The organism is Thermostichus sp. MS-CIW-26 (genome assembly GCF_054059115.1).
In genome coordinates this window covers 1-11,811 of record NZ_JBSSBV010000066.1, presented here as the reverse complement: position 1 = coordinate 11,811, position 11,811 = coordinate 1, and the positions used below count along the sequence as shown (strand labels likewise).

Below are 11,811 nucleotides of genomic sequence, written 5' to 3'. Positions count from 1 at the left end.
TTCGGGCCTGTTTTGTTCTCTGGTAGAGCAGAGCAGGCTCAGGGCTACTGAAAGCCCGCTCCGTACCGCTTAGCGGTCGGAGCCGGGTAGTTTACGTTAATATTAATTAACAGTCTGTTGCTGCAAGAACCCACCCGACCCCAGATTGTTACCCATAGGTCACCATCTGCGAGTTCGATTCAAAAACACCCTTTGGGAGGAAACACTTCCGTGAGTCAGAAAGGTAAAAACAAGAAATGGAGAAGCGCGGGGTTATATGCGCTACTGGCCATCGTCTTGATCTCTTTAGCCACCACCTTCTTGGGTACCCGCCCGCCTGAGCGTTTGGAGATCAGCTACTCCGACCTGATCAGCCGTGTTGAACGGGGCGAGGTCAGCAAAGTTTTGGTGGAGACGGCCCCGGATGGTCGCCAGGTTGCCATCGCCGAGGCAGAAATCAACAACCGCGCCACCCCAGTGCAGGTGAATCTGCCCCCCCTTACTCCTGAGTTTGAGAACACCCTGGTTGCCAACGGGGTGGAGCTGGCCGTGCGTCCTGTCCAAGAGGAGGGGCTACTTGGGCGCATTCTCAGCACCTTCTTCCTGCCGGTTTTGCTCTTGCTGGGGCTCTTTTTCCTGCTGCGGCGGGCTCAAAATGGCCCAGGCAGCCAAGCTCTCAACTTCGGCAAATCCAGGGCACGGGTGCAGATGGAGCCGAAAACCCAAATTACCTTCAACGATGTGGCCGGCATCGATCAGGCCAAGCTGGAGCTGGCAGAAGTGGTGGATTTCCTGAAAAATTCAGAGCGCTTCACAGCTTTGGGAGCCAAGATTCCCCGCGGGGTGCTGCTGGTGGGCCCGCCCGGCACCGGTAAGACCCTGTTGGCCCGCGCCGTAGCCGGAGAGGCGGGTGTGCCCTTTTTCTCCATTTCCGGCTCCGAGTTTGTGGAGATGTTTGTCGGGGTCGGCGCTTCTCGCGTGCGGGATCTGTTCGAGCAGGCCAAGCAAAATGCTCCCTGCATCGTCTTCATCGATGAAATTGATGCAGTCGGTCGCCAGCGGGGAGCTGGCTTGGGAGGTGGCAACGACGAACGGGAGCAGACCCTGAACCAGTTGCTCACCGAGATGGACGGTTTTGAGGGCAACTCCGGCATCATCGTCATTGCGGCCACCAACCGCCCGGATGTGCTGGATGCAGCGCTGCTACGGCCTGGCCGGTTCGACCGCCAAGTTACGGTGGATCGCCCCGACTTTCAGGGCCGGCTAGAAATCCTCAAGGTGCATGCCCGCGGCAAAACCCTGTCTGCCGATGTGGATCTGGAGAAATTGGCCCGCCGTACTCCTGGGTTTACCGGTGCCGATTTGGCCAACCTCCTGAACGAAGCGGCTATTCTGGCTGCCCGCCGCAACCTCACCGAGATCTCCATGGACGAGATCAACGACGCGGTGGATCGGGTGTTGGCCGGTCCGGAGAAGAAGGATCGGCTGATGAGCGAACGGCGCAAGGAGTTGGTGGCCTACCACGAGGCGGGCCATGCCCTGGTGGGATCCCTCTTGCCCAACTACGATCCCATCCAAAAAGTGACGATCATCCCCCGGGGACAAGCAGGTGGCCTCACCTGGTTCATGCCCAGCGATGACGACATGGGACTCACCACCCGTGCCCATCTGAAGAACATGATGACCGTTGCCTTGGGTGGGCGCGTGGCCGAAGAAGTGGTCTACGGAGAGTCGGAGATCACCACGGGGGCAGCCAGTGACCTGCAGCAGGTGGCCCGCATCGCCCGCAACATGGTGACCCGCTTCGGTATGAGCGATCGCCTGGGAAATGTAGCCCTAGGTCGCCAGTACACCAACATTTTCCTGGGCCGGGAGATCGCCGCAGAACGGGATTTCTCGGAGGAAACAGCGGCCCTCATCGACGAAGAGGTGCGGCGGCTGGTGAACGAGGCCTACCAACGGGCCACCTACTTGATTCGGGAAAACCGTGCCCTCTTGGATCGGATCGCCCGTCGTTTGGTGGAGGCCGAAACCATCGATGGGGAAGAGCTGCAGGCCATCATCGACAACTCTGAGGTGGTGATGCTGCCCCCCGAAGAGGAGCCAGAGCCGCTGACTCTGCCTATGGCCGTCAACGCCAGCGCCTAGTCTCTTTTCCCCAAGCGCAAACCCGGGATCCCTGCTTTTCCTCTTGAGGAGAGAGGGATCCCAATGTTTTGTATGATTTGCGCTGGGAGAGGGGGAGTCCACCCTAGCCGGCAACAGCCGAACCCAACAAAGTCCGGCTCGCCTCTGCTTCCAGGGGCTGAGGCTCGTAGATTTTCAGCACGTACTCCGCTACCATGCGGTCGGTGTTGAAAACGGGGTTGAGCGTGCGGATCGCCTCCTTCATGCGGGCAATCCAGCGGCGCGGGATCCCTTTCTCGTCCCGGTCGTAGAACATGGGGATCACCTCATACTCCAACAAGTCGTAGAGGGAGTTGGCGTCCAAGTCGTCTTGGGCAGCGGGATCCAGACCTTCGATTTCTTGGCCAATAGCCCAGCCATTGCGACCGTTGTAACCCTCCGGCCACCAGCCATCCAGCACCGACAAATTCAATCCCCCGCTGAAGCCCACCTTTTGTCCTGAGGTGCCGGAGGCCTCCAGAGGGCGTCGCGGGTTGTTCAGCCACACATCGACCCCCTGCACCAAATTGCGAGCGACATAGGCATCGTAGTTTTCGATGAAGGCGACTCGGTTGGCCACCTCAGGCCGGTTGGACCATTCCACCACCCGCTGGATCAGGCGCTTGCCCCCTTCGTCCCGGGGATGGGCCTTGCCGGCGAAGATAATTTGCACAGGGTACTCTTTGTTGGTGAAGATGCGGGTAATTCGCTCCAGATTTCGCAGGATCAAATCTCCTCGCTTGTAGGTGCTGAAGCGACGGGCAAACCCAATCGTCAAGACCTTGGGATCCAGCAACTGGTTGACCGCTTGGATGCGCTCATTGCTTTCGCCGCGATTGCGCCGGGCCCGCAACACCCGGTGACGGGTAAAAGACACCAGCCGCTCCCGCAGAGCCTCTTTGCGCCGCCACAGTTCTTCATCTGGGATCTCTTCCACCTTGGCCCACAGTTCCGGGTCTGACACCCGCTCCGGCCAATCGGGGCCCAAGTACTGGTCGTAGAGGTTCCAAAAAAGAGGGGAAACCCAGGTACGGGCGTGAACCCCATTGGTAATGGAGCTGATGGGCACCTCATCCACCGATCGCTCAGGGTAGAGCACATGCCACATTTCGCGAGAAACCCGTCCGTGGAGCTTGCTTACGCCATTGGCTGCCCGCGCGTACCGCAAAGCCAGCACCGTCATGTTAAAGCGCTCCCAGGGATCCCCGGTGCGCCGAGCTCCCAAGGCCAAAAATTGTTCCCGCGTCAGGCCCAGTTGAGGCCAGAAGGAGGCAAAGAACGCATCCATCTCATTGGGGCTAAAGGCATCGTGGCCAGCCGGCACCGGTGTATGGGTAGTAAACACACATTTTTCCCGCACCTTGGCCTCCGCCGTCTCGAAGGGGGTGCCCCGCGCCACTTCCTCCCGCAGCAACTCCAGCGTCAGGAAAGCAGCGTGCCCTTCATTCATGTGATAAACCATGGGATCCAAACCCAACTGGCGCAGCAGGCGCACCCCACCGATACCCAGGATGCACTCTTGGGCAATGCGAGTATCGGTGCTGCCCCCGTAGAGGTGGGCGGTAATCCAGCGGTCGATGGGGTCGTTCTCCGGCAGGTCGGTGTCCAGCAGAAAAAGAGGTACCCGGCCCACGTCCGCCCGCCAGGCCCGCGCCTTCACCAACCGCTGCCGCATCGCCACTTCCACCAACAGAGGGCTGCCATCCGGCTGGCGCACCAGAGTCAACGGCAGAGACTCAAACTCAGAGTCTTCGTAAAGCTCCCCCTGCCAGCCATTGTTGTCCAGGCGCTGTTGGAAGTAGCCCTGACGGTAGAGCAACCCGATGGCCACCAGGGGCACTCCCAAATCCGAGGCCGACTTGAGGTGATCGGCAGCCAACATACCCAGCCCGCCAGAGTAGGTGGGCAAAGACTCGTGCAAGCCGTATTCGGCACAGAAATAGGCAATAGGACGCTGCCAGTCGTAGGTTTTCATGGTGCGCTTGGCCCAGGTATCCTCAGCCGCCATGTACTGCCGATAGGACTGCACCATCCGGTTCAACGTGTTGAGGTAGTTCACATCGGTGGCCAAGGCTGCCAACCGCAAGTAGGAAACCTCCTCCAGCATGCGCACCGGGTTGTGGGAGGTTTTTTCCCACAGGGCGGGATCCATTTCCCGGAAAATGGTGAGGTGATCCGGGTTCCAAGTCCACCAATAGTTACGGGCGATCTCGCACAGGGGCGTGAGCGCTTCCGGCAGCACCGGACAACGTTCGGGAAAAGCAGGAGCTAAGGTGGCAATGGACATAGGACAGATACCTGGGGTTAAAGTTATGGGCTCGAAAAAGAAGAGGTAGAGGTCGATGCTGGTAAACGTATCTCAATTATTATTGAGCCGATCCTGAGGATTCTGAGGGGGGAATTCAAGATCTCTACAAAATCTTCAGGGGACGTAACCCAAATTTTCCAGGGCTTCTCCCGATCTTGCCACAGCAGCGCGGAGCCTTCAAAAACAGGGGCCGCAGGCAGGCCAGCTTTCGATTCCGGCAGAAGCTGCCCGTCTATCGTAAGAGATGGTGCAACGTTAGAGTTAACTCAAAGTTAACAAAATCTACAGAACCCCAACGAACCCTTGGGAAACCCCTCCAGATCTGTATAGAATGCTCAGAATGCTGCTTTCCATAAGCTCTTAAAAACTGCAGCTACTTTTGCTACCAATCGATGATTTTGTTGGCTTCTCCCTGAAGTTGAGCCCTAACGTCCTTCCACCACTGCCAAGGTGGTGTTGCGGTAGTAGTGGCTGAGGATCTGTTGGTAGGAGTAGTTCTGGCTGGCCATCCCAGCCGCTCCCCACTGGCTCATGCCGACGCCATGTCCGTAGCCGCGCCCCTGAATCTCAAAGAAAGCCGGGAATGTCCCTGCCACAGGAGCCAAGCTGGCTGTAGTGGCGGCCTCTCCGCGTGGACTAATGGCAATCTTTGTGCTGCGCAACCCTAGAGCCCGACGAAAATCGCCGGCATTGAGATCTTTGATCCCTTGGGATCCCGTCAGGCGCACCGTGATTGCCCGTCCCCACGGGGAGCTGCGCAGCACCTCAACAGAACGAATAGCCCCGATCCCGGCAGCCAACTGCTGAATCTGCTGGGCAGGAACGGTGGCCGTCCAGCTAAACACGGGTGAGTGGTGATCGAAATCGGGCACCCCCTGCAAGTAGGGCCGCGATTCTAACCAGACGTTGCCTGCATCATCTGTATGTCCCCCCGCAGAGGAGTGGAAAACCGCATTGATCAACTGCCCCTGGTAGATGAGAACCTGCCCGGCGGTCTCACGGGCAGCCGCTTGGGTACGGCTGGATTCGGCAGCTACCCCCTTGTAAACCTGCCAATCGATCCCGTTTCCTAAGTCAAAAGGCTGCTGGGAACGGCGACTGCGGTGGTAGAGGGCATAGGTGCGGGAGGCCACGGCTTGGGCTTTAAGAGCCTCCATGGGAAAACGGTGTCCCATCTCGCTGCCCACCACGCTGGAAACGTAGTCCTCCAAGCCAACTTGGTTGATGGCAATCACCCCACGCTCGCCAGGGATCAGCTCCACCCAGCCGCGGTACCAATTCTGGTCAATAAACACCAACCCATCGGGGACAGTGGGCTGCAGGTAAAGACGTTCTCCCTGTTGGCCGGCCAAACTGACTGCTGAACCCGAACGGCTGGCCTGCAGCGGTTGCATGGCCTGCACCTCTGCCAGCGGCTGTCCCTGGGCATTCAATAGGCGGGCTCCGGTAGAGCTGCCGACGGTGACCTGGGGCTTGTTGACGGCAATACCTACCCGCAGCAGCACCCGTGCCTGCACCGGAAAGGTCAAGCACAGCCAAGCCCAAACCAGAAGGGCAATACTCCTAAGCCAAGCTGATGGGAGAGGAGAGAAGGAGAGGGTAATAGTCACACACCAATCCTCTGTGAAAGACTACCCGCCGCTGGGCATAGCCAGCGAGGGATCCCAGACAAGTCGGGTTTTGAGAATCCAGGCATAGGGCCGACGCACCCTCAACAACCCAAGCGGCCACCGTTGGGCTCAAGAGATCCCGCACTCGGAAAGCCTTTTTTGAGGCTGGTGCGGGATCCCGGGCAAGGGCCAGCCGAACCCGTTATGACAGTATCAAAAACATCCTGCAGATGCACGACTTCAACCCAGAATTTTCCGCCCCCAGTCCCTCGGTCAGGATTCAGCCGGCTCAGAGGGGATCCCGCGGCGGCGGCAAAACCACTGCTGCAATAGGCGGCGACACTCGGCCTCGCAGACTCCGCCGATGACCTCCGGGCAATGGAAGCTGGCGGCAGAAGCTGGCAAATTGAGCACGCTGCGCAGTGCTCCGGCCTTGGGATCATCGGCGCCGTAGATTACCTGGGCCAGCCGCGATTGGCTGATGGCCCCGGCACACATGGGGCAAGGCTCAAGCGTGACGTACAGCCGACAGCCCCGCAGTTGCCAATCGCCCAAGCGCTGCCCTGCCTGCCGTAGGGCTAGGATCTCCGCATGGGCCGTGGGATCCCGATCCCGTTCCCGCCGGTTACTGCTCAGGGCCAACAGCTCTTCCCCTGGCCCGACCACCAGAGCGGCCACCGGCACCTCTCCGGCTTCTCCCGCTTGCTCAGCTTCTCGCAAGGCCAACTGCATCCAGGCGCGGTGGCGCTGCCACAGATCCCACCCTTGCGGCTCGGAGGAATGGAGCTCGCTCGGATCCCCAATCATTTTGGGCGTTTCGAGCACTGCCTCTGTCCGCAAGATTTGCTAGGGTAAGCACACATACCCCGAACATCCAAAAGTAAAGAGTAGGAATAGGTAGAATAGACCAGGAGTGAACTGGGTCTTGATGGCGTAAGTCGGGGGAGCGGGTTCACGCCTTTTGAGTCTTGGCGATACGGCTTAGCTTTGGGAGGGATCATGGCGCGGATTCTACGGCACACACTTTTGGCGATGGCTCTGTTTGGTGGAGGCGTCGCGGGTGGGGTCTGGCTATCGTCTCGAGCGGGGCAGGAGTGGTTACAGCAAACTCCTCTGGTCACTTGGACGCAACGGGCCGGTGAGGGAGTAGGATCCCTTTTGCCCTGGTCTGAGTCCCGCCCTGAGGCTGCGAATTCTGCCCCTCCCGCCGATGCCGTCCGGCCTTCTAATTTTATTGCTGCAGTCGCCCAAAAGGTCGGCCCAGCGGTGGTGCGCATCGATGCCACCCGCACCGTGTCGAGGGGGGTCAACCCAGAACTGTTCAACCAGCCCCTGTTTCGCCGCTTCTTTGGGGATCAACTACCGCAGTTGCCGCAGGAGTTTCGGCAAGAAGGCACCGGATCGGGGTTTATCATTGACGCCAGTGGCCTGATCCTCACCAACGCCCATGTGGTGGAAGGCAGCGAGCGGGTCAGGGTTCACCTGCTGGATGGGCGCACCTTTGAAGGGGAGGTGAAGGGCTCAGACCCGGTTACCGATATCGCGGTGATCAAGATTGAGGGGGAGAATCTGCCCACGGTTACTTTGGGCAACTCTGACTTGGTGCGACCGGGGGATTGGGCCATCGCCATTGGCAACCCGCTGGGCCTGGACAATACCGTGACTGCCGGGATCATCAGCGCCGTCGGGCGCTCCTCCGGGCAAATTGGAGCTGCCAACAAGCGGGTGACTTTCCTGCAGACGGATGCGGCCATTAACCCCGGCAACTCGGGCGGCCCACTGCTGGATGCGGAAGGGCGTGTGATTGGGGTGAATACGGCCATCTTCCAGCGAGCTCAGAGCGTCGGCTTTTCCATCCCCATCAACCGCGCCATGGACATTGCCGAGCAATTGATCCGGAATGGTCGGGTAGAGCACGCTTTCTTGGGCATTCGCATGATCACCCTCAACCCCGACATTGTGGCCCGCCTCAACCGCGACCCCGCTCGTCCCACCACGCTGACAGTGGAAGAAGGGGTCTTGATCGGGCAGGTGATTTCGGGATCCCCGGCTGAGCAAATCGGCTTGCAGGAAGGGGATGTGATCATCGAGGTCGATGGGCAGGCCATCCGCGATGCCGAGCAGGTGCAGCAGTTGGTGGAAGCCGCCGGGGTGGGCAATACACTGACGCTGCGGGTCATCCGAAATGGACAGGCACGCACCTTCCAGGTGAAGACGGGAGTGCTGCCCGTAGACTTCTAAGCAGTTTTATGTGCCGTCAATTTACTGATCCCCGTGACACAATGGCCCTAGAGGCGGGGATCCAGATATGGCTTGGGCAGTTGGTGAACAATTGCAAGGGGGACGCTACCGCATTGAGGCCATCTTAGGAGAGGGGGGCTTCGGCATTACCTACCGGGCCTGGGATAACGTCCGTGCCGACCAGGTGGTCATCAAAGTTTTAAGCGACAGCCTTCGTGAGGATCCCGACTATCCCCACTTCCAGCAGAACTTCATGAATGAGGCGCTGCAACTGGCCCGCTGCCACCATCCCCATGTGGTGAAGGTGGAAGAGGTGATCTGGGAGCAGGATCGCTGGTGCATTGTCATGGAGTACATCCGCGGCCAGACTCTGCACCAGCTTTTGCGGCAAAAGGGGCCGTTGCCCTTGCCAGAGGCCCTGCGCCTGACGCAGGAGGTGGGATCCGCCCTGATGGCCTTGCACGAACAGGGGATCCTGCATCGGGATGTGAAACCAGACAACATCATGGTGCAGGAGGGATCCGGGCAGGCAGTTTTGATCGACTTTGGCCTAGCTCGCGGCTACACCCAAGGTCTGATCCAACGCCACACCTCCTACGGCACCGATGGCTATGCTCCTCTAGAGCAATACGACAGCTTGCGCCGCCGCGGCGCCTTCACCGATGTCTACGCCTTGGCAGCAACCCTCTACACGGCGCTGACGGGGATGGTGCCTATGTGTGCGCCAGTGCGGGCCACAGGCCGCCAGTTGGATACCCCTCGCAGCCTTAACCCCAACATTCCCGAAGTTGTGGAGGCTGCCATTCTCAAAGGGATGGCTCTCCACCCAGAAGAGCGCCCGCAAACCATGGCCGAGTGGCTGGCACTGTTACCGGCAGAAGCCTCTCAACAAGGGAGGAAGCCGGTTGCTTTTGAGCCAGCCATCCGCACCCAAGAGCTGAGGGAGCTGGAGCAGATCTTGGCCCAGCCTCCAGAACCCCAAGACGAGCTGGAACAGCTCCTGTCCCGGCACTCGGCGGAAGAGCTAGAGCAACTGGTGGCACCTCCCACCCCTGCCACTGCCAAAAAAGCTGGAAGAGAAGAGGGATCCGGATCCCTGATTTTTCCTGAGGTCTGTCCAGAGGAGAGAGGGAAGGGGGGATCCCAGCCCGGAACTCTCTCTTGGCCAGAGTGGGTGGGGGAAGCAGCCCCTGCCTTGCAAGGTCTGTGGGATCGGCTGCGAGCGGGGCAGTGGGGGGAGGCGGATCGCTGGACGACAGCCCTGATGCTGAAGCTTGCTGGGCGCTCGCAAGTGGGCTTTTTTGATCCCAAGGATGTTCAGGCCTTCCCCTGCCCCATGCTGCGGCTGATTGACCAACTGTGGGTGCGGGCCAGCCAAGGGCGCTTTGGCTTTAGCGTTCAAAAGCAACTGTGGCAAGGATGCGACCCCGGAGGAACCTCAATAGGCAGATCGCGATCCTTCTCCGCCTTGCCCCGCGAAGAGTGTATGGGGGAAGCCGTGGGTTGGCGGATCCAAGGTCGCTGGCTGGGGTACGGCGAGCTCAAAACCAGCCTGGATGCACCGCCAGGACATCTGCCTGTCGGCTTTTTTTGGGGCTACTCGGGTGGCTTGCGCTCGGCGCTGCTGACGCTGGATCGAGTGGTGCTGAAAAAGCTAAAAGCCTGTTTCTAAAAAACCTGGCTTGAAATGACTAAAATGGGTAGCCATCAATTCTTGAAAGGGGAGATGCTCTTTTCTTGTGGGTTTTCGCGAATAGCTAGACCCAAGTGAATCAATGCCGTCTCAACGGTATTGACCTGCTCTGCTAAAGTTTTCCACCCTCTTGCCTTTAAGCCATAACATTTGCCAAAGTAAGCTCGAGCTGCTGCAAAGGAAGCAAAGGTTTTTTTAAGAGTCGCTACGGTCCAGGGCTTGGCATTCAGCCGCAGCCAATTTCGTTGACCTTGCTGCTGTTGCTCGGTGATGAGTTGGTCTGTCAAGCTAACAAGCTCAGCATAGTTGCGCCGCGAGGTCGCGATTGCCGTTTCAAGACTCTCGATGAGACCCATGGTTGTTCTCCTGAGGCAACTTCCCTTGATAAGACTCCTGTTCTTTCTCCTGAAGCAACTTTCTAGAACCGGCAGAGAGCAAGTTGGTTTCAAAAACAGACTTGATGTTGTTCAGGTAACTTTGCAATAAGCTCTTAACCCATAGGATGGGAATTTGGTTTACCGCATTCTGAAGCTGGTCGAAGAGATGCTTGAGCTGCTTCAGAGCTACGATAGCATGACCGAGAACTTCTTGCGCTTGAAGCTGCTCTTCCACAAGCTCTCTCATTCTGTTGGCTAGCCGCTGATTCTCAAGTTCTTTCTCGGTGAGCAAACTAAGAGCTGCTTCCTCAGTCTCGACTATTTTAAATTCAAGTTTTTGGTTCTGCTCTTCCAGAAACTCAATCTGCTTAGTTAGTAAATCCGCCTCAACCCTAAAGCTAACACCTCTATTCGCTGGAAAGCTAATAAGTAGGTCGCTGTACTCTTGCTCTTGAAGCTGCAGCTCTCTGAGTACAGGCTCTGCTAGTTCGGATAAGACTTTGTGAGCTAATCCTACTTTCAAAGTATCTCCGCCGCCGTGTCCGGGAATAGGAATTCTTAAATCACCCCGAACAGCCTGCGTGCTATGTCTGGCACGTCGCTGAACAATTTCCCAGCCCCACTCTTTTGCTTGACGCAAAATATCCCGTTTTCGCCAATTCCTTGGAGCCTGAATAATGGCTTGGATATTTCTCTGCTGCTCTATAATTTCATTTCGCCTCTTGATGAGATACCCTAGCTCTTCTTCGTCGGACATATGATAACATCCTTAGATGAGACTTTCACACTTAGCCTATCCGGTCTTTACGGAGACTAGGGGAAAGTTATGCGGCAAAGCCTTACATCTCAAAAAACATTGATACTAAGAAATATTTTGTAGCTTTGTCCGCGATCTTCCTCAGTAATTCCCAGGACAATCTAGAGGCAGTCAGACTTGGTTCTGCTTGCGAAAAAGGGTGAGTGGCTGGGGTTGGGGAGCTTACAGCCGGCTTGGAAGGGCCAAAAATCACCTGCCGGTGGGCTGTTCCGCGAATACTCAGGCGGCCTGCGCACGGCGCTGCCGATGCTGAAAAGGCTAAAAGCCTGCCTCTAAAAAAACTCCCCTCTCCCAGAGGAGAGGGGTCAGGGGCGAGGGATCCAAGAGCCTTAGTAGCGATGCACCAACTTGTTGATGGGCTTGAAGATGTCTGCCTCAAACTTTTTGCCCTTGAGCATGCGGTTCCAATAGAGCCAGGGTAATAGATGCACCTTGGCTAGGTACATGGAGTAGCGCTCCCGCGTTGGGTCCAGGGGGAAGGAGGGAGCTAGGTCGTGTTGATCTTATGTTAGGATAGAGAGAATGATTTATAGAGGAAAGAGGATGAAGTTGGTTTTTTTAGATGAAAACAAATGGCAGAAGATATTGGCTTTTTTACAGACAGAAGAGAGAGTTAACAT

8 protein-coding genes and 2 pseudogenes are annotated in these 11,811 nt (G+C 57.7%); 4 read left to right on the top strand and 6 right to left on the bottom strand.

Annotated elements, in window-relative coordinates:
• Window positions 1-210: 210 nt before the first annotated feature.
• Window positions 211-2,127 carry an ATP-dependent zinc metalloprotease FtsH gene (gene ftsH, locus ACVWZU_RS13655; protein WP_457384057.1) on the top strand — a complete coding sequence of 639 codons (1,917 nt, stop codon included), beginning with the start codon at window positions 211-213 and terminating at the stop codon, window positions 2,125-2,127.
• Between the two features lie 103 nt (window positions 2,128-2,230).
• Here the strand turns inward: ftsH and glgP are convergent, their stop codons facing one another.
• The 3 genes from glgP to ACVWZU_RS13640 all read right to left on the bottom strand — a co-directional run bounded on the left by glgP (window position 2,231) and on the right by ACVWZU_RS13640 (window position 6,870).
• Window positions 2,231-4,432: an alpha-glucan family phosphorylase gene (glgP, locus tag ACVWZU_RS13650; RefSeq protein ID WP_414416426.1), complete on the bottom strand. Its 2,202-nt coding sequence runs from the start codon at window positions 4,430-4,432 to the stop codon at window positions 2,231-2,233.
• A 446-nt stretch (window positions 4,433-4,878) separates the two neighbouring features.
• Window positions 4,879-6,063: a SpoIID/LytB domain-containing protein gene (locus tag ACVWZU_RS13645; RefSeq protein ID WP_457445438.1), complete on the bottom strand. Its 1,185-nt coding sequence runs from the start codon at window positions 6,061-6,063 to the stop codon at window positions 4,879-4,881.
• Between the two features lie 273 nt (window positions 6,064-6,336).
• Entirely contained in the window at window positions 6,337-6,870 is a 534-nt protein-coding gene (locus ACVWZU_RS13640) for a nucleoside deaminase (protein ID WP_414381407.1), read from the bottom strand.
• A 192-nt stretch (window positions 6,871-7,062) separates the two neighbouring features.
• Here ACVWZU_RS13640 and ACVWZU_RS13635 point away from each other — a divergent pair, with 192 nt between their 5' ends.
• Window positions 7,063-8,304 carry an HhoA/HhoB/HtrA family serine endopeptidase gene (locus ACVWZU_RS13635; RefSeq protein WP_457445436.1) on the top strand — a complete coding sequence of 414 codons (1,242 nt, stop codon included), beginning with the start codon at window positions 7,063-7,065 and terminating at the stop codon, window positions 8,302-8,304.
• A gap of 67 nt (window positions 8,305-8,371) precedes the next feature.
• Window positions 8,372-9,976: a serine/threonine-protein kinase gene (locus tag ACVWZU_RS13630; protein WP_457445434.1), complete on the top strand. Its 1,605-nt coding sequence runs from the start codon at window positions 8,372-8,374 to the stop codon at window positions 9,974-9,976.
• Between the two features lie 35 nt (window positions 9,977-10,011).
• Here the strand turns inward: ACVWZU_RS13630 and ACVWZU_RS13625 are convergent, their stop codons facing one another.
• From ACVWZU_RS13625 to ACVWZU_RS13615, 3 genes and pseudogenes are all read right to left on the bottom strand, one after another.
• Window positions 10,012-10,353, bottom strand: a complete 342-nt coding sequence (locus tag ACVWZU_RS13625; protein WP_414331053.1) for a hypothetical protein — start codon at window positions 10,351-10,353, stop codon at window positions 10,012-10,014.
• On the bottom strand, window positions 10,331-11,131 hold the full coding sequence (locus tag ACVWZU_RS13620; protein WP_041436241.1) for a hypothetical protein: 801 nt from the start codon (window positions 11,129-11,131) through the stop codon (window positions 10,331-10,333). The genes ACVWZU_RS13625 and ACVWZU_RS13620 overlap by 23 nt, the downstream gene beginning before the upstream one ends.
• Before the next feature lie 389 nt (window positions 11,132-11,520).
• Window positions 11,521-11,673: pseudogene (locus tag ACVWZU_RS13615) on the bottom strand (NAD(P)/FAD-dependent oxidoreductase); the annotation flags it as partial.
• Between the two features lie 61 nt (window positions 11,674-11,734).
• Here ACVWZU_RS13615 and ACVWZU_RS13610 point away from each other — a divergent pair.
• Window positions 11,735-11,811 (top strand): annotated as a pseudogene (locus ACVWZU_RS13610) (IS5-like element ISSoc13 family transposase); the annotation flags it as partial.